Source organism: Chitinibacter sp. SCUT-21, from assembly GCA_041874755.1.
Classification (GTDB): Bacteria; Pseudomonadota; Gammaproteobacteria; order Burkholderiales; family Chitinibacteraceae; genus Chitinibacter.
Genome location: CP102611.1, coordinates 3,163,548 through 3,183,592, shown reverse-complemented (window position 1 = coordinate 3,183,592; position 20,045 = coordinate 3,163,548). Strand labels below are relative to the sequence as shown.

Annotated in this window: 9 protein-coding genes, 2 tRNA genes and 3 rRNA genes; 3 read left to right on the top strand and 11 right to left on the bottom strand. The window is 49.8% G+C overall.

Annotated features, from left to right (window positions below):
* The first annotated feature begins 41 nt into the window (after positions 1-41).
* Positions 42-1,661, top strand: coding sequence for a methyl-accepting chemotaxis protein (locus NT239_14860; GenBank protein XGA71021.1), 1,620 nt, complete (start codon positions 42-44; stop codon positions 1,659-1,661).
* A gap of 55 nt (positions 1,662-1,716) precedes the next feature.
* Here the strand turns inward: NT239_14860 and NT239_14855 are convergent, their stop codons facing one another.
* Both NT239_14855 and NT239_14850 read right to left on the bottom strand, forming a co-directional pair.
* Positions 1,717-2,820 (bottom strand): AI-2E family transporter, encoded by a 1,104-nt coding sequence (locus tag NT239_14855; protein ID XGA71020.1) that lies wholly within the window; start codon positions 2,818-2,820, stop codon positions 1,717-1,719.
* Positions 2,821-2,947: 127 nt separating this feature from the next.
* Positions 2,948-3,247 carry a hypothetical protein gene (locus NT239_14850; protein XGA71019.1) on the bottom strand — a complete coding sequence of 100 codons (300 nt, stop codon included), beginning with the start codon at positions 3,245-3,247 and terminating at the stop codon, positions 2,948-2,950.
* 191 nt (positions 3,248-3,438) lie between these two features.
* On the opposite strand from NT239_14850, the gene glmS reads away from it, so the two are divergent.
* Complete coding sequence (gene glmS, locus NT239_14845; GenBank protein XGA71018.1) at positions 3,439-5,274, top strand: glutamine--fructose-6-phosphate transaminase (isomerizing); 1,836 nt, start codon at positions 3,439-3,441, stop codon at positions 5,272-5,274.
* 650 nt (positions 5,275-5,924) lie between these two features.
* Here the strand turns inward: glmS and rrf are convergent.
* From rrf to NT239_14810, 7 genes are all read right to left on the bottom strand, one after another.
* Positions 5,925-6,038 (bottom strand): 5S ribosomal RNA (rrf, locus tag NT239_14840).
* A gap of 138 nt (positions 6,039-6,176) precedes the next feature.
* A 23S ribosomal RNA gene (locus tag NT239_14835) occupies positions 6,177-9,063 on the bottom strand.
* 300 nt (positions 9,064-9,363) lie between these two features.
* Positions 9,364-9,439: transfer RNA gene (locus NT239_14830), tRNA-Ala, on the bottom strand.
* Positions 9,440-9,477: 38 nt separating this feature from the next.
* Positions 9,478-9,554: transfer RNA gene (locus NT239_14825), tRNA-Ile, on the bottom strand.
* Positions 9,555-9,750: 196 nt separating this feature from the next.
* A 16S ribosomal RNA gene (locus tag NT239_14820) occupies positions 9,751-11,284 on the bottom strand.
* Together the 16S, 23S and 5S rRNA genes with 2 tRNA genes alongside form the textbook arrangement of a ribosomal RNA operon.
* Before the next feature lie 454 nt (positions 11,285-11,738).
* Positions 11,739-12,242, bottom strand: coding sequence for a DUF934 domain-containing protein (locus NT239_14815; protein ID XGA71017.1), 504 nt, complete (start codon positions 12,240-12,242; stop codon positions 11,739-11,741).
* Positions 12,235-13,917: a nitrite/sulfite reductase gene (locus NT239_14810; protein ID XGA71016.1), complete on the bottom strand. Its 1,683-nt coding sequence runs from the start codon at positions 13,915-13,917 to the stop codon at positions 12,235-12,237. The genes NT239_14815 and NT239_14810 overlap by 8 nt, the downstream gene beginning before the upstream one ends.
* A gap of 240 nt (positions 13,918-14,157) precedes the next feature.
* On the opposite strand from NT239_14810, the gene pepN reads away from it, so the two are divergent.
* Positions 14,158-16,788, top strand: a complete 2,631-nt coding sequence (pepN, locus tag NT239_14805) for an aminopeptidase N (protein ID XGA71015.1) — start codon at positions 14,158-14,160, stop codon at positions 16,786-16,788.
* Between the two features lie 137 nt (positions 16,789-16,925).
* Here the strand turns inward: pepN and NT239_14800 are convergent, their stop codons facing one another.
* Together NT239_14800 and hslO are read right to left on the bottom strand one after the other, a co-directional pair.
* Complete coding sequence (locus tag NT239_14800; GenBank protein XGA71014.1) at positions 16,926-17,924, bottom strand: S41 family peptidase; 999 nt, start codon at positions 17,922-17,924, stop codon at positions 16,926-16,928.
* Between the two features lie 1,167 nt (positions 17,925-19,091).
* Positions 19,092-19,979, bottom strand: coding sequence for an Hsp33 family molecular chaperone HslO (gene hslO, locus NT239_14795; protein XGA71013.1), 888 nt, complete (start codon positions 19,977-19,979; stop codon positions 19,092-19,094).
* Between the last annotated feature and the right edge of the window lie 66 nt (positions 19,980-20,045).

The following is a 20,045-nucleotide window of genomic DNA, read 5'->3' as shown; positions in this document are numbered from 1 at the left end:
ATTGTTTTATTCGCAGCAAAAACTTATAGAAGGCGAAATTTATGTCATTAAAACTAAAAGCTTGGACGCTATCAATTGGCGTTCTCATCGCATTGGTCGCCATGATGCTGGTCGGTTTAACGACGATGCGTGAAATGAGCGCGAAGGATAATCGTTCGCGCATTGAACAGCTCATGAAAAGCACCTATCTGACTATCGTTCAGCTCGAGAACATGGCGGCCAGTGGCAAGCTATCTGAAGAACAAGCCAAGCAAATCGCCACACAGATATTACGTGAAAACAAATATCACCCATCTGAGTATGTATATGTTACGGATGAGAAGCTTAATTTTGTAGCAACCCCGCTTGACCCACAGCTGCACGGCACCAGTTTTAATGAATTTAAAGATGCAAAAGGCGGCAGTGTAGGTGCACTGGCTGTGGCAGCTCTTGAAAAATCTGGAGGGGCATTGACCGAGTATCCTTGGACATCCGAACGCGAAGGCAAAGTAGTCGATCTATTGTCTGTGGCCGCAAAAACCCCTCGCTGGGGTTGGATTGTCGGAAATGGAGTCAGCTTTGCAGAGGCCGATGCGCGTTTTTGGTCGGAAGCGCGTTGGCAGGTGATTATTTGTCTTATTGTTGCTGGTATTGTTGCCTTCTTCATGCTCAATGCCGTGCGCAGAATCTTAAATGACTTAGGTGGAGAACCCGCCGAAGTTCTCAAATTAGTACAAGCCGTTGCCGATGGTGATTTACAAGACAATCGTGAAGTTCATCAGGCGAACCCACATAGTATTTATGGGTCCGTTTTACGCATGCGTTCGTCACTTCGTGCGGTGCTGGCTCAGCTATCACAAGCGGTTAACACCTTGCACCACACCAGTGATGATATTGTCTCTAGAGCACAAGACAGCAATCGACTCATTGAAGCTCAAGGCAATGCCTCAACGCGCATCGCCCATACGGCCGAAAATTTTGCGGAGCAAACACGATCTGCAGCTGAACAAGCCGCCACAGCCCGCCAACAAAGCGAATCAGCAACAGAAATCTCAGCAAAAGGTTTAACAGTCATTTCTGCCGCGGTGAATCGATTTGCAGATATTGAACAAGCAGTAGGCGATACGCAAAGTAGTATCGACGACTTAGCTCAGCGCGTCGTTAGTATTTCGGCTGTCATTGCGGTTATTCGAGATGTCGCGGATCAAACCAACTTGCTCGCGCTGAATGCAGCCATCGAAGCTGCTCGTGCCGGCGATATGGGTCGCGGATTTGCCGTAGTGGCCGATGAAGTTCGCAAATTAGCCGAGCGCACCAGTGCTGCCACTCAAGAAATTGGACAAACCATCACCGCAGTTCAAGGTAGTAGTCAAAATGCGAAAAGTCGCATGGATGAAATGTTTGTTCAACTAAAAGAAGGGATACGACAAGCAAAAGAAGGCGGTGAAGCGGTTAAAGCGATCCGACAAGAAACGGAAGCTACCTCTATCGTTGTTGGCGCAATTGGTCACGCTCTGGCCGAGCAAGTCGGTGCCAGCACTCAAATTCGCAATGATGTAGATGAAGTGGCGCAATCATCTAATGGCACAATGTCAGCCGCTCAAGGCACCGTTAGTGCAGCTCATTCGATCAAATCAGTCTCGTCACAGCTAGCTGAGCTCGTACACAAATTCAAATTGTAAGTTGAATTACATCGAGAATAAAAAGCCCGACATCGATAACGTCGGGCTTTTCAATTTAAGGCAGTCTAGTTACATCTTCTGGCTTGCCCACGATAGCATCAGGTGGCAAAGCCGCTGGACGCAAAATCCAAGTGCGAGCAATTTCATAGAAAATGGTCAACAACACAGGGCCAATGAAAACACCGAGCATACCAAAAGCGATTGCGCCACCTAAAACGCCAAATAGAATTAATATAAATGGCAAATTACTGCCCTTGCCGATCAAAAGTGGCTTTATCACATTATCGGCCGAGCTCACCACCAACAACATCCATGCCGCCAAGAAAATTGCCCAACCAATATCACCCTGGTGATACAACCACGCCGCTGCAGGTAACCCCAACAAAACAGGGCCGCCAGGTAACAATGCAAGGATAAAACTCGCAAACCCCAGCGAGAGCGCATTCGGTACACCAGCAATCAAGTACGCAACCCATGATAATAAGGCCTGAGCAATTGCAGTACCGAGAAATCCGTATACCACGCCTTTGGTTGAGACGACAGAAACCGCCAGCAGATCAGTACTTCTTTCTCCTGCAATTCGTGACATCAGACCTCGAACCCACTCACGGATATGCTCACCATCTTGGTAGATAAAAAAGGCAATAAATAGGCTCATAAACATCAACAACATGCCTCCACCAATTTCACTCGCGATCATAATGGCCCATTGCGAGATAGGCGCAATTAGCCCTCGGATCATAGACATCGTTTTAGCATCATGAGCCCCTATTCCGACCCAAAAATCATTTAACGATGTACCGACCAAGGGAAGCTGAACCAACCACTCTGGCAATGCCGGCCAACCAGCTTCAAAACTTCGCCGCACATTGTCAAAGAAACTAACCCCCACACTGGCAAAATCACTCGCCGCATACAAAACCGGTAGCAAGAAAAATAAGCAAAGTGTGACAAGCAATATAATCGCGGCCAGAGCTCTGCGACCATTGAGCTTGTTCACTAAATACATATAAGGCTGCCACGTGCTCAACACCAAAATCGCAGCCCACAAACTAGCAGCCAAAAATGGTTTCATAATGGCATAGACTGTAAGACATAATAAAAATAAAGCCCCTAAGGCTACTAGGGGCTCAATTAATTCCGAGGTTTTGAATTTCATTGCTCAATCTGCCATTGGTATACACTCATTGCACCCAAGCATAACTCAAAACCTCAAATCACTCCTCTTTATTAAGCATATAGAAAGAAAAAGCCGCACAGTAATTACGGGATCGGCACAAATATTATCAACGGCCTTGGCCAGCGCTCATTTTGGCTCGATAGACCAGCAAACCCATCAAATGTGAAATATCTAGCCGAGTCTGGGGTGTATCAACCCGGCCATAGCGCCCCGCTAGTGCCTCATGCACCTCGCAAGCCAAATTAAACAGCATCGCCTTTTCAGCATCCGGGGCTCGGCTTAGATACAGATTGATGTCATCCACGATCTGATCTGCCAACTCCTCAGGGTAGAGTGCTTTGGCTGTCAATATTCGATCAAGTAAACGTACGCCGATCACCCCTAAACTTAATAATTGATTCGCCATATCACGCTCCAACCCGCATAAAACCTATAGTTCACTCTAGCGAGCCACCTTAGCTTTGATAGGGCCATCCGTCTAACGGTCACCCAAGAAAAATTCCCTTGCCATTACTGCATAAGGTGTTTTATCTAGCGACAGTAATCACACAGTCCCCTAAAGTTCGCTTGTGCAACGCATCATTCAAGGATGAAACCATGTGTGGAATTGTAGGCGCGATCTCGACTCGCAATGTAGTGCCCATGCTTTTGGAAGGATTATCAAGGCTGGAATATCGTGGTTACGACTCAAGCGGTATTGCCGTCATTAACTCGAGTGCCACTGCATGCGAATTAGAGCGTGTACGCGTCGCTGGCCGCGTCGCCGACTTGGCAAAAAAAGCGGCTCAAACCAGCGGTTTCACAGGGATTGCACACACCCGTTGGGCAACGCATGGCGCACCCACCGAAGCCAATGCACATCCCCACTTAGGTGGGAGCAAGGTGATGGTGGTACACAATGGCATCATTGAAAATTTTGCCGAGCTAAAAGCTGAACTCATTGAATGTGGCTATGCATTTAGTTCTGACACCGATACCGAAGTCATCGCTCACCTAATTGATTACGAACTTAACAAAACGCCGGATTTTCTCTCCGGGGTACAAGCATCTATTCAATTGCTCAAGGGTGCGTTTGCAATTGGCGTACTAAGCAGCCTTCATCCTCACCAAGTCATCTGCGCCCGACAAGGCAGCCCACTAGTCATTGGCCAAGGTTTTCAGGAAAGCTTCTTTGCCTCAGATATTGCAGCCCTACTCCCTCTTACGCAAAAAATGATTTACCTCGAAGAAGGTGATATCGCCCTGCTAGATGGACAAGCAATACAGATTTGGAATAAACAGGGCGAAGTAGTTCACCGGCAGGTGAGAATGCTGGATGTTTGTAGTGATTCGGCCGAATTAGGACCTTATCGCCACTATATGCAAAAGGAAATTTTTGAGCAGCCCCTGGCACTGGCCAACACCATCAACCCAGCACTACATGAAGGCTTTAACCCAGCACTGTTTGGCAGCACTGCAGAGCAAATCTTTAACCAAGCCACGGCCATCCGAATCATTGCTTGTGGCTCAAGCTACCATGCAGGTCTTGTAGCCAGATACTGGATAGAGGCATATACCGGTATGCCAGTCAGCGTCGACATTGCAAGCGAATACAGGTATAGCCAAGGCCGGGAACAAGCGGGGACTTTGATCATTGCCATCTCTCAATCAGGCGAAACTGCCGATCTATTGGCGGCAATTCGCAATGCGAAAGAGCGTGGCCAAGTCAGCACGTTGGCGCTATGTAACGTGCCGCATTCAACCTTGACTCGCGAAGCGGATCTCACTCTCTTAACCCAAGCAGGGATCGAAATTGGCGTAGCATCGACCAAAGCCTTTACCACCCAGCTGGCCGCACTGTATCTTTTCGCCGGCAGCCTAGCATGTGCACGTAAAACCCTAACCGCTGATCAATTAGCAGAGCTAGCCAACTGGTTACCACGCCTGCCAGCGATGATCAGTGGTGTATTGAGTTTAGAAACATATATCGAGGCGTGGTCACAATCGCTCAGTCATTTCGAACACACTCTGTATCTAGGCCGTAATACGCTTTACCCAATCGCCCTAGAAGGCGCACTCAAGCTCAAAGAAATTGCCTACATACACGCCGAAGGGTATGCCGCCGGCGAGCTTAAACACGGTCCACTGGCTTTAGTCGATGAAAATATGCCCATCATCGTTTGCGCAGCCAACGATGGATTATTTGAAAAACTCATGTCTAATCTGCGAGAAGTCGAAGCGCGCGGTGGACAAATCTATCTGATTGCCGAGCCAGGCTGTGAAGCAGCACTACCCTACGTGAAATCCGCTGTATTTTTACCACTTAACACCGGCCCACTGGCCCCCATCGTCTTTACCATTCCATTGCAACTACTGGCCTACCATACAGCACACCGCAAAGGCACCGATGTCGACAAACCAAGAAATCTAGCAAAATCTGTGACTGTGGAATAATAAAATTGCTGTGATGGGGATGCTATTTCATCCTATTAAAGTCGTGAATTGTTTAATATAGTCGTGAAATTAGACTCAATAAAAATGCCCCTTGCAGCGAAGGGGCATTTTTAATGTCGTGACTGAAGCTTACAAAGGATCATTTATCTTAAAAATCACGTCGCTTTCGAATGCTAATCAGTCTAGCCTCCACTTTGACTGACTTGCTAGCCCGTCCTATTGGATTAATTTGCAAAACATACAGTCGGCAGATTTTGTTGTGTCTTCGTAAAGAATCACTGTTCTCCGCCCTGAGCAATCATTTTCAGCACCTTCGCCATGCTCACTCCAGCATTTCGTACTAGACTTTCCAGTTGTGGCAAGGGAACGTCAAATACAGTAGCGGATTCAATTAATGATTTTTGCTCCAGATAAAAAGCACTAGCTGCTTGTAACAAAGTAGGGTAGCGATCACCTTTTATCCTCTACCTAAGAATACGCAATTAAGCAGAACAAGTAGAAGATCTGGGTCAATTTGGATCGGTACAACTAGCTAAAGCGGGTTAACTTTCGGTCGGCGACAACGCAATACTGCGGTGAGTATTTGAAAGTCTGCTTTTCGACCAGCAAAGTAAAAAGCCCAGCTGATTCAGCTGGGCTTTCTATTGGGAGTCTGGCAATGACCTACTTTCACACGGGCAATCCGCACTATCATCGGCGCTGAGGCGTTTCACTGTCCTGTTCGGGATGGGAAGGAGTGGGACCACCTCGCTATGGTCACCAGACAAAACTGGGTGAGTTAACTGCTTACCCCATTGGGTTTGCAATCACTCGAAATCAATAGAAGAAGTAATCTTTATTCTCTGTCTTAAACATTCACAATCGGGTCGATTGCACCTGTCGCTTAACGCGTCTCAGGTTATAGGATCAAGCCTCACGGGCAATTAGTATCGGTTAGCTTAACGTATTACTACGCTTCCACACCCGACCTATCAACGTCCTGGTCTCGAACGATCCTTTAGAGGTCTTAAAGACCTAGGGAAGTCTCATCTTGAGGCTAGTTTCGCGCTTAGATGCTTTCAGCGCTTATCTATTCCCGACTTAGCTACCCGGCAATGCCACTGGCGTGACAACCGGTACACCAGAGGTCAGTCCACTCCGGTCCTCTCGTACTAGGAGCAGCCCCCCTCAAACTTCCAACGCCCACTGCAGATAGGGACCAAACTGTCTCACGACGTTTTGAACCCAGCTCACGTACCACTTTAAATGGCGAACAGCCATACCCTTGGGACCGGCTACAGCCCCAGGATGTGATGAGCCGACATCGAGGTGCCAAACTCCGCCGTCGATGTGAACTCTTGGGCGGAATCAGCCTGTTATCCCCGGAGTACCTTTTATCCGTTGAGCGATGGCCCTTCCATTCAGAACCACCGGATCACTATGTCCTGCTTTCGCACCTGCTCGACTTGTCGGTCTCGCAGTTAAGCCGCCTTTTGCCATTACACTATCAGTACGATGTCCGACCGTACCTAGGCGACCTTCGAGCTCCTCCGTTACAATTTGGGAGGAGACCGCCCCAGTCAAACTGCCTACCATGCACGGTCCCCGATCCGGATAACGGACCTAGGTTAGAACCTCAAAGGGGTCAGGGTGGTATTTCAAGGACGGCTCCACAGAAACTGGCGTTCCTGCTTCAAAGCCTCCCACCTATCCTACACAAACCACTTCAAAGTCCAATGCAAAGCTACAGTAAAGGTTCACGGGGTCTTTCCGTCTAGCAGCGGGGAGATTGCATCTTCACAAACACTTCAACTTCGCTGAGTCTCGGGAGGAGACAGTAGGGCCATCGTTACGCCATTCGTGCGGGTCGGAACTTACCCGACAAGGAATTTCGCTACCTTAGGACCGTTATAGTTACGGCCGCCGTTTACTGGGACTTCAATCAAGAGCTTGCACCCCATCATTTAATCTTCCAGCACCGGGCAGGCGTCACACCGTATACATCCACTTTCGTGTTAGCACAGTGCTGTGTTTTTGATAAACAGTCGCAGCCCTCATTTCTCTGCGGCCTCATTGGGCTCCAGTTGTACACCTTCACCTACTAGAGGCACACCTTCTCCCGAAGTTACGGTGTCAATTTGCCGAGTTCCTTCTCCCGAGTTCTCTCAAGCACCTTAGAATTCTCATCCTACCCACCTGTGTCGGTTTGCGGTACGGTTCGATATTAGCTGAAGCTTAGTGGCTTTTCTTGGAAGCAGGGTATCGCTCACTTCGTCTACAAGTAGACTCGTCATCACGCCTCAGTGTTAAAGCAGCCCGGATTTGCCTAAGCCACACACCTACACGCTTAAACCAACTCTTCCAACCGTTGGCTGAGGTAACCTTCTCCGTCCCCACATCGCACTAATACCAAGTACAGGAATATTAACCTGTTTCCCATCGACTACGCATTTCTGCCTCGCCTTAGGGGCCGACTCACCCTGCGCCGATGAACGTTGCGCAGGAAACCTGGGGTTTTCGGTGAGGGGGCTTTTCACCCCCTTTATCGCTACTCATGTCAGCATTCGCACTTCTGATACCTCCAGCATCCTTCTCAAGACACCTTCACAGGCTTACAGAACGCTCCTCTACCATATGTACATCGTACATATCCGCGTCTTCGGTTATCAATTTGAGCCCCGTTACATCTTCCGCGCAGGACGACTCGACCAGTGAGCTATTACGCTTTCTTTAAATGATGGCTGCTTCTAAGCCAACATCCTGGCTGTCTATGCCTTCCCACCTCGTTTTCCACTTAATTGATCATTTGGGACCTTAGACGGCGGTCTGGGTTGTTTCCCTCTTGTCCCAGGACGTTAGCACCCCAGGACTGTCTCCCATGCTCGCACTTGACGGTATTCAGAGTTTGCCATGGTTTGGTAAGTCGCGATGACCCCCTAGCCATAACAGTGCTTTACCCCCGTCAGTGATACATGAGGCACTACCTAAATAGTTTTCGAGGAGAACCAGCTATTTCCAAGTTTGTTTAGCCTTTCACCCCTAGCCACAGCTCATCCCCTGACTTTGCAACGTCAGTGGGTTCGGACCTCCAGTGCGTGTTACCGCACCTTCATCCTGGCCATGGCTAGATCACTTGGTTTCGGGTCTACGCCCAGCAACTATGCGCCCTATTCGGACTCGGTTTCCCTACGCCTCCCCTATTTGGTTAAGCTTGCTACTGAACGTAAGTCGCTGACCCATTATACAAAAGGTACGCAGTCACAGAACAAGTCTGCTCCCACTGTTTGTATGCATCCGGTTTCAGGTTCTATTTCACTCCCCTCCCGGGGTTCTTTTCGCCTTTCCCTCACGGTACTGGTTCACTATCGGTCGATGATGAGTATTTAGCCTTGGAGGATGGTCCCCCCATCTTCAAACAGGATTTCTCGTGTCCCGCCTTACTTATCGTACGCTTAGTACCACAATTGTGTTTTCATATACGGGGCTATCACCCACTATGGCCGGACTTTCCATTCCGTTCTATTAACACGACTGTTATCACGTACAGGCTCTTCCCATTTCGCTCGCCACTACTTTGGGAATCTCGGTTGATTTCTTTTCCTGCGGTTACTTAGATGTTTCAGTTCACCGCGTTCGCTCTACATCACCTATGTATTCAGTGATGAGTGACCCAAAAGGGCCGGGTTTCCCCATTCGGAAATCGTGGGATCAAAGCACTTTGCCAGCTCCCCCACGCTTATCGCAGGCTATCACGTCCTTCGTCGCCTATCATCGCCAAGGCATCCACCAGATGCACTTATTCGCTTGATCCTATAACCTCAAACACGTTTTACCGTATCATCGGTTTAGAGTATCGGTATTTACGACTTGTTGAATGAGTTCTCACGTCATTCAACGCTGATCTTTCGATCAGAGATACAATCAACCCAATTTATTTACTGTTCACACCAAGTTGCCTTGATGCTCACATTGTTTAATTAGGAGATATTACTTCTTCTATTTTGTTAAAGAACGATACAGATGCCAAAGGCATTCTGATTTAAGAAACCAGAACAAAATAAACAAACCAGAATAAATCTGCTTGCTCACTGAATTCTGAACTCTTGTGATTGGTGGAGGATGACGGGATCGAACCGACGACCCCCTGCTTGCAAAGCAGGTGCTCTCCCAACTGAGCTAATCCCCCAATCTGGCATTACAAAGCTGTTTCCACTGATGAATCAATGGTGGGTCAAGCTGGAATCGAACCAGCGACCCCCGCCTTATCAAGACGGTGCTCTAACCGACTGAGCTACTGACCCAGCTTTTGTCTTCACTAGATCATCTCTAACTTCGCGATTACTTTTAGATAATCTACGCCGCCAGAGCTACTGACCCAGCTTCCAACCAAGTCCGTAACCCTGCAATGAATTGCTTCATTGCTCAGCTACTTTCTCTGTATCTTCAAACTCTACAGCCGATGAGTGTGAGTACTTGACCCGAAGGTCTTTTCTCTTGAAAGGAGGTGATCCAGCCGCAGGTTCCCCTACGGCTACCTTGTTACGACTTCACCCCAGTCATGAATCCCACCGTGGTAAGCGGCCTCCTTACGGTTAGCCTACCTACTTCTGGTGAAACCCACTCCCATGGTGTGACGGGCGGTGTGTACAAGGCCCGGGAACGTATTCACCGCGACATGCTGATCCGCGATTACTAGCGATTCCGACTTCATGCACTCGAGTTGCAGAGTGCAATCCGGACTACGATCGGTTTTGTGAGATTGGCACCCCCTCGCGGGTTAGCGACCCTCTGTACCGACCATTGTATGACGTGTGAAGCCCTGGTCATAAGGGCCATGAGGACTTGACGTCATCCCCACCTTCCTCCGGTTTGTCACCGGCAGTCCCACTAAAGTGCTCAACTGAATGGTAGCAACTAGTGGCAAGGGTTGCGCTCGTTGCGGGACTTAACCCAACATCTCACGACACGAGCTGACGACAGCCATGCAGCACCTGTGTTACGGTTCCCGAAGGCACTCCTCTATCTCTAAAGGATTCCGTACATGTCAAGACCAGGTAAGGTTTTTCGCGTTGCATCGAATTAATCCACATCATCCACCGCTTGTGCGGGCCCCCGTCAATTCCTTTGAGTTTTAGTCTTGCGACCGTACTCCCCAGGCGGTCTACTTCACGCGTTAGCTGCGTTACTAAGCTCCGAAAAGCCCAACAACTAGTAGACATCGTTTAGGGCGTGGACTACCAGGGTATCTAATCCTGTTTGCTCCCCACGCTTTCGTGCATGAGTGTCAGTATCAGCCCAGGGGGTTGCCTTCGCCATCGGTGTTCCTCCACATCTCTACGCATTTCACTGCTACACGTGGAATTCCACCCCCCTCTGCCGTACTCTAGTTAGCCAGTTCACAATGCAATTCCCAAGTTGAGCTCGGGGATTTCACATCGTGCTTAACAAACCACCTGCGCACGCTTTACGCCCAGTAATTCCGATTAACGCTTGGACCCTACGTATTACCGCGGCTGCTGGCACGTAGTTAGCCGGTCCTTATTCTTCAGGTACTCTCATCCCCGGTGGGTATTAGCCACAAGGATTTGCTCCCTGACAAAAGCGCTTTACAACCCGAAGGCCTTCTTCACGCACGCGGCATTGCTGGATCAGGCTTGCGCCCATTGTCCAAGATTCCCCACTGCTGCCTCCCGTAGGAGTCTGGACCGTGTCTCAGTTCCAGTGTGGCGGATCGTCCTCTAAGACCCGCTACTGATCGTTGCCTTGGTAGGCCTTTACCCCACCAACTAGCTAATCAGCCATCGGCCGCTCCAATAACAAGAGGTCTTGCGATCCCCCTCTTTCCCCCGTAGGGCGTATGCGGTATTAGCTATCCTTTCGGATAGTTATCCCCCATTACTGGGTACGTTCCGATGTATTACTCACCCGTTCGCCACTCGCCACCAGACCGAAGTCCGTGCTGCCGTTCGACTTGCATGTGTAAAGCATGCCGCCAGCGTTCAATCTGAGCCAGGATCAAACTCTTTCGTTTAATCTCTGCTATTTTTACTACTTGGCTTGTACTTCAATACTCAAAGAAAGAAACGAGATGAACAATTAAGTTCGTCTTGTTTATTTCCTATCATCTGAGTGCAAGCACTTGTTTCGACTTACGAATCAAGCACTCACACTCATCGGCTGTAATTTGTTAAAGATCGTTGCGAGACACTGTGAAACTTGTTTTGTTTCGCTGCGTCATCAGCAGAGAGGCCGAACTATACCCACCGCCCAAGAACACGTCAACACTTATCGACAAAGAAAAGCGAAGAAAGGTGATAAGTGATTGATGACAAAGGAAACTCAATTTCAAACAATTTAGCCTAGCCAATCAAAACACAGTGGCCAGCACCAGCAAACGCAGCGCCTAAACCGCAAAAACCAAACACAAAAAGTACAAAGCCCGCTGGCGCGGGCTTTGTATATATCATTAAAGATGCAAACTCTTCTTAAGCCGCAACTGGACGGCGCAGGAATAATGGGTTTGGTTCGTCAACGCTGGATTGATAAAACTCGGTAAAGTCATCAATCCCTTTTATTGCTTCATTGATGTCTTTGTCGCTACGCACTTCAAATGCGTTAAAGCCACAACGCGCCAAGTAGTTCAGCGTATCTTTAAATACATCGCCAACCGCGCGCAACTCGCCTTTAAAGCCATAACGTACACGTAACAAGCGGCCAATGGTGAAGCCACGACCGTCCGTAAACGCCGGAAACTCGCACGCGATCATTGGGAAAGTATTGGCATCGACCGGCAACGATTCTGGCTCATCCGTTGGCGCAAAACACACCGCCACTTCACGGCCCGCCAATGCATCGCGATTTGCCAACCAGTATTGGTATGGAACTAAGATAGCGCCTTCGCTTGGAACAGATACCCCACCTTCTGCATCCGCAACCACGCGAGTCCAGCGGTTTTCTACGATCTCACGATTCACAATCACCTTAGACATCGGCTTTCTCCTTGCGAATTGGTTTGCCTTCGTACACTTTGGCTTTGAATGGCTCAGCGCCGATACGGTCGAACACATCGATAAAGCGCTCGTCGCCTTCGCGGTTAGCGACAAAGACTTCGATAATCTTGCTCATCACGTCCGGCATTTCTTCTTGCGCGAACGATGGGCCAATCACTTTACCGATCTTCGCATCCGAACCTTGACGGCCGCCCAAGGTAATTTGGTAATACTCGGCGTTGTTTTTATCCACGCCCAAGACACCGATATTGCCAACGTGGTGGTGACCACACGCGTTTATACAGCCCGACATATTGACGTCGATGTCGCCCAGATCAAATAGATAATCCAGATTATCAAAACGTTCTTGAATCGCTTGCGCGACTGGAATTGATTTCGCGTTCGCTAACGAACAGAAGTCGCCACCTGGGCAGCAGATTACGTCGGTCAGCAAGCCGATGTTTGGCGTTGCAAAACCAATGCGCTTCGCTTCTTCCCACAATGCAAACAATTCAGATTGCTTCACATCCGCCAAAATCAGATTCTGACCGTGCGATACGCGCACTTCGCCAAAGCTGAAACGGTCGGCCAAATTCGCTACGTCATCAAGCTGCGCATCGGTCGCATCGCCTGGCGGAACGCCGGTTTTCTTCAAAGAGAACGTTACCGCAGCGTAGCCCGCCACTTTGTGCGCGAACACATTGCGTTCTACCCAACGCGCAAACGCTGGATTAGCCGCTTTGGCAGCCACAAATTGGGCATCGTCAGCTGGCAGGGTTTCATACGCTGGAGCAGTAAAGAAACGATGATTGCGCGCGATTTCTGCGTCGGTTAGCGTTTGTGGGCCGTCTTTTTCAAACGCCCATTCTTGCTCAACTTTGGCCGCGAACACTTCTGGCGTCATCGCTTTCACCAAAATCTTAATCCGCGCTTTGTATTTATTATCACGACGACCGTAGCGGTTATACACGCGCAGCACGGCATTCAGATAAGTCAGCAGGTGTTTTGGCTCGAGCCATGGTTTGATCAAATCGCCGATCATCGGCGTGCGACCCAAGCCGCCACCGACGAAAATCTCAAAACCGACTTGGCCGGCGTCGTTCAATTTCACATTGATACCGACGTCATGCACCATCACCGCCGCGCGATCTTCTTTCGCGCCATTGACGGCGATTTTGAATTTACGTGGCAGGTGAGCAAATTCGGGGTGGAAAGTCGACCACTGGCGGATGATTTCACACCAAGGACGTGGATCGACAATCTCGTCAAACGCTACGCCAGCAAATTGGTCTGACGTGGTATTACGAATACAGGCGCCCGACGTTTGAATGCCGTGCATTTGTACGGTAGCCAACTCAGCCAACATCTCTGGCACATTTTCTAGCGCCGGCCAGTTGTACTGTACGTTTTGGCGCGTAGTGAAATGCACATAGCCTTTGTCGTATTTACGAGCGAGCTCGGCCAGCTTGCGCACTTGCTCACTGCGCAAATGACCATAAGGAATCGCAACGCGCAACATCGGTGCGTGACGTTGAATATACAAACCGTTTTGCAAACGCAAAGGGCGGAATTCTTCGTCAGTTAATTCGCCAGCCAAGTAGCGGCGCGTTTGATCGCGGTACTGCGCAACACGCTGGTCCACGATTTTTTGATCGTAATCGTCGTAAATATACATTGCTTCAATCCGGTTAGACGGCAGACAGGTTGCAATAATACCAGCCCTTCTATATTCAAGAGAACGATTCTTTTTGAATATGCATCTATTTTTTAGTTCTATCTGACCCAACGCAAAAACGCACCCACAATTGGAACGCAATAGCAATTCATGATTATCACCACAGAGCGGGCATTGTCTTGCCCGTGCGCTAGGTTTACTCTTGCAGACTTTATCAGTTAGCAAAAAGAGCCGCACAGCATGAGCAGCCGCCAAGCCATTCGTCGCCTTGACTATACCCCCCCAAGCTATCTTATCGACCGCGTTGATTTAACGTTTGATCTGGACGATACCCACACTAAAGTTACTTCTAGATTAATTATCCGCCGCAATAAAGACGTGGCCGCCGATGCGCCGCTGATCCTACATGGCGAAGAGTTACAACTCGATAGCGTCAAGCTTGATGGGGTGTTGTTGTCGCCGGAGGCCTACTGTGTCGACGATCAGACACTGACGATTGCGAACATGCCCGAAGACGGCATTTTGGAAATCGTCACACAAATTAATCCGTCGACTAATACCAGCTTGATGGGCTTGTTTGAATCGAGCGGTAATTTGTTCACGCAGTGCGAGGCCGAAGGCTTTCGCAAAATCACCTATTACCTCGATCGCCCCGACGTAATGGCCAAGTTCACGACGACGATGATTGCCGACAAAACCAAATATCCGGTGTTGCTCTCGAACGGCAACCGCGTTGGCGAAGGCCAGCTCGACAAAAACCGCCACTGGGTGAAATGGGTCGACCCGTTTAAAAAGCCATCTTATTTATTCGCCCTCGTCGCTGGCCGCTTGGTTGTGCTATCGGGCACGCATCAAACGCAATCGGGCCGCACGATTAATATCGAAATCTACGTTGAAGCAGGCAATTTGGATAAATGCCACCACGCTTTGGCCGCCGCGCAAAAATCAATGGCGTGGGATGAAGAGCGCTATGGCCTCGAATACGATCTGGATACCTATATGATCGTCGCCGTATCCGACTTTAATATGGGCGCAATGGAAAACAAGGGTTTGAATATTTTCAACACCAAATACGTGTTAGCCAAACCCGAAACCGCAACCGACGCCGACTTTGACGCGATCGACGCGATTGTTGCGCACGAATACTTCCACAACTGGACCGGCAATCGCGTCACCTGTCGCGACTGGTTCCAATTGTCACTGAAAGAAGGTCTAACGGTTTACCGCGACCAAGAATTCTCCAGCGATCTCGGCAGCCGCGCCGTACAGCGCATCAGCAATGTGCGTACACTGCGCACCAGCCAGTTCGCCGAAGACGCGGGCCCACAAGCGCACCCGATTCGCCCGGATGAATATCTGGAAATCAATAATTTCTACACGATGACCGTGTACGAAAAAGGCAGCGAAGTCGTGCGCATGTACGAAACGCTGCTCGGCCGCGACGGTTTCCGTAAGGGCATGGACTTGTACTTCAAGCGCCACGACGGCCAAGCGGTAACGTGCGACGACTTCCGTGCAGCGATGGCCGACGCGAATCACGCAGACTTGACCCAGTTCGAACGTTGGTACAGTCAAGCAGGCACCCCTAGGGTATCCGCTCAGGGCGTATACAATGCTGACGCGCAGACGTATACCCTGACGCTCAGCCAATCTTGCCCACCAACACCGGGCCAAGAAATTAAACTGCCGTTCCATATTCCCGTTGCGATGGGGCTGATCGATCGTCGCGGACAAGATTTGCCGCTGCAATTGCAAGGCGAGGCGCAAGCCAGCGCCGGCACGCGCGTATTGCAATTGCGCGAAGCTTCGCAAACCTTCACCTTTATCAACGTGCCCTGCCCGCCCGTGCCATCGCTGCTGCGCGATTTTTCTGCGCCAGTGATTTTAGATTACGCCTACAGCGACGACGATTTGGTGTTCTTAATGGCGCACGACAGCGACGCGTTTTCGCGCTGGGAAGCGGCCAATACCTTCGCCTGCTCGCTGATTAAACGCCTGTACGCCCAAGCGCCAGAACAAGCGATTACCGCCCCCGAGCAATTTATCGCTGCGTATCGCCAATTGCTAGGCAACGACAAGCTCGACCCAGCGCTGCTGGCCTTGATGTTGCAATTACCCGCCGAAAGTTATTTGCTTGAGCAACTTGATGACGTCGACCCAAGCCGCTTGGCCTTGGTCTGCAACAGCATCAAACAACAAATCGCGCGTGAATTACGCCAAGAATTGCTCGCTGTGTACCAAAAACTGAACGACGGCAAGCCGTATCACTACGGCGGCGAGCAAGTCGCGCGGCGCGACTTGAAAAACGTCTGCTTGGATTTCTTGGCCGAGCTAGATGAAGCGATGATCGGCAGCCTGCTCGCCGATCAATACCGCAAAGCCGACAATATGACCGACCGCTTGGCCGCGCTACGCGCGCTAGTCAATCGCGATGGTGGCGAGGCGCAACTGGCCGACTTTGCCTCGCAATGGAAAGACGACGCATTGGTGATGGACAAATGGTTTATGCTGCAAGCGACCAGCCGTCGCAAAGGCGTACTGAACCGCGTACAAAGCCTGCTGGCGCATCCGGCGTTTTCGATTAAAAACCCGAACAAAGTGCGCTCGCTCATCACGTCGTTCTGCGTCTTGAACCTGCAGCACTTCCACGCTGCCGACGGTTATGGCTACGCGTTTGCCTCGGAAAAAATCATCGAGCTCGACGCCATCAACCCCCAAATCGCCGCGCGTCTCGCTAGCTGCTTTAACCGCTGGAAAAAAATCGAACCGGTACGCCGCGAGTTGATGAAGCAGGAGTTGGAGCGCATTCGCGACCATCAAGGTTTGTCGTCGGATACGTTTGAGATTGTGAGCAAGTCACTCGGGGCTTAATCCGGACCTGCCGCAAGCAGTCTTAAAAAAACAAAAACCGCCCATGCTGGCGGTTTTTGTTTTTTGCTTTTGCCGGCTGTCGACCCAAAGCTTCCTCTAGTTGATTATGAAATGCCATTCATATAAAAGGCAAGGCTCTATAGTTTTTTTGCAATATGACTTCTAATTGCCATTTCTAGAACATCATCATTAAAAAGTGTATCGTGATCCAATTTGATATCTGGAACGATGCCAATTTCATCAATCCCTAATCCCTGCGATACCCGCAGACTTCGCGTAGTTCCTAACCATAAAGTCCGATGTCCTGATGCTAAGTCAAATTGGCGCATATTTGCATAATCAAGGACGCCTGCGCTATTTTCTCCAATCCTAACTACCTTATGACTCTGCTTGGCTGCAAGTAAAAATTGCTCAGCGGAACTTGCCGTTTTTTTGCTTTGTATAACAATAACTTTAGACGGATTTTTCTGCACACCTCCAAACTCTTCAGGTGGTATCGTGTAGCTTAATGAATCACCCATGTTTACAAATTGTTTGGGGTGGGCACTCATGTTCTCAGTTAAGGAATGTACTTGAGCCTTTGTCTCATCGGACATATCTGGAAACTGATGGGGAAGAGCTTCCCACGCCTTGATATTGTCTGGGGTACTGAGAACTTGCATACCCGTAATCTGAAATGCGCCACTCATTACAAAAGGCAGCAGCGCAGAATAGCTCTCATCACTTCCCCCGCTGTTTTCACGCAAATCAATAACAAGTGTACGCCCATCAATGATTTCAGCCTGATGTTCGGCAAGTAGGTCCTTAATTTTATCCCTCCACCTATCGTCGAAACTTGGAATTGTCAGCCATATCCAATCGTTACTTAGCTTCAAACGGGGGCTGTAACTCATATTTGGCTGAGCCGCACTATGTTGACGAGTATATTGGCTATCCAAACGAATATGCCCTTCATGAAAGGCTGCCAGATAAGTCCTAATTGCCTGATCTAATTCGACCGGTTCATTGCTGCTTTCCAACAGTTGCATTCGAGCATTGAGTATTTCTGTTTGATATTTTGAATATTTGTCTTGATAACCCGCATAGTTTTGTTCAAGCATCCGGATAATTTCTTGTGCGGTGTCGGGAGTATTCATTTTTGATGGGGCGCTACAGGTAGAAGCTAGTAATAACAACAAGCAGGGTATGCTTCTTTTGGCAAAAGTTGGTCCGAATATAAATTTCTATTTAACATCTCAAATCTCTGTAGATTCGTAAAATAAAATGATAAATTCGTCTGATAGACAGCTATTGGCCGATTGCAGCCAATTTAATTTCAACGATTGTAATCATTTTAAGTGCCTACGGCACAATGTTTTTGATGCGCGTTCCGCCGCGCTAACGGGAAGGGGTATTTGCTTCGCCAAATACCCCTTCACCCCAAAGGCGACCCCTCATCAAGTTTTGCTGCGCAAAATGCCCTCGCTGCGGACAATCGATTCGGCGGCTGCGGAACTCGGCCTGCGGCCTCAAACAGTCCTCGCCGAAACCCCGAACCGCTTGTTCCTCACTCGGCTTGATGAAAGGGGAATTCCCGCAAATTCACCATTGCGATATATACCTGCCGATGTATTGCACTGTAGAACAATGCTTATTTGATTTTTATCGAAATACCCGTAGGGTCGGCTTCGCCTTTAGGTGCGCTTCGTGTAGCCGACCTTTTGTGTTTGCACTTGGTCAGCTGAAGCCGACCCTACAGGTACAGCCAATTAGGACGGAAAGCCCGTGGAGACGCGCCGTTTGAAAAATGGCCGTCAGGGTTTTAAGCCGCGTCGTGTTTGAGCGTTGCGACGTTAGCGCAACGCGAGTTGTAGCGGCGCCCTGACGGGCTTTTTTCAGATGGGGTTTCGCGGCGATCGGGGCTCTTTTGGGGTGTAGGGGGCTTTGGAGAAGCAAAGCTCCCTACCCGTCTGCGCGGCGGAACGCGCATTAAACCATCGCGGCGTAGACGCATAAACGTGTTTCGACGCAAAATTGAAGCGCAAAACCGCCGATTTACCGCCTGCGCCAGCAGGCCATGCAATCGCGGATTTGGAACAACAATTTAAATTGGCACTATTGATCCAGCCCTCTGATGCATGAATTCATGGCCTTCGACAGGCTCAGGCCGAACGGTGTTCAAACTGCAATGCGCCAAATCAATCGCTAAGCAAGACCCACCATTGCAAGCCTTGCCGAACTCCAAACAAAAAGCCAGCGTATCAGAACGCTGGCTTTAGGGTATTGCCTCACAGGTTAATATCAAATTAGCCCACAATCAAATACTACTGCACAGTATGATTCACCGGCCCATTATCACCGGCATACAACACGCCAATATCCACCGGGTCGAAGCTGTATTCTTTGCCGCAGAAATCGCACACCACATGCACGTTGCCGCGCTCGGCTAGTACTTCGTCGACTTCATGGCGTTCCATCAATTTGATCATGCCGCCAACGCGCTCGCGCGAGCAGGTACAGGCGAAACGCGGTGTCGCTGGGTCGAACACGCGGGCGCTGTCTTCGTGAAATAGGCGGTACAGTGTTTCGCGCGGCTCGAGCTGCAATAGCTCTTCGTTTTTCACCGTATCGGCCAGCGTCACGAGGTGATCCCAAGTGTTTTCCAAGTCATCTTGCGCTGGCATTTTTTGCAACATCATGCCCGCCGCAATGCCGTCTTCGCACGCTAACCACAAACGGGTGTCGAGCTGCTCGGAATGCGTCATGTAGTGCTCGATAATCTGCGCTACGGTTTGGCCGACTTCCATGCCAACGACGCCTTGATACGCCTCGCCCACCGTTGGGTCGATCGTGATCATAAAGCGGCCACGCCCCAATAACTCGGCGATGGATGCCTTCGCATCTTGTCCGTCAAATTGACCAATCTTGTCGGCGTCCCAACGCGCGGTCGCGCGCAAGGTGTTTTGGCTGGTCACTTCAACCACCAGCAATTGCAAGGCGCCAGTGCCGTGCATTTGCATCACCAAAGTGCCGTCAAATTTAAGCATGGCCGACAGCAGCGCGCCGGCCGCCATCAATTCGCCCAAGCGCGATTGCAGCACTTGCGGGTAATTATGCCGCGCCAGCACTTCTTTATACGTGGCGTCGAGCTTGACCAATTCGCCGCGCACCGGCGCTTTTTCAAACAAGAAACGCTCTAAAACATCTTTCATTGCTTCAACCTTTCAAGCTGTGTTCTGGACAAAAGCCAGAACGAATCCGTACTTTTGCCGCCATTA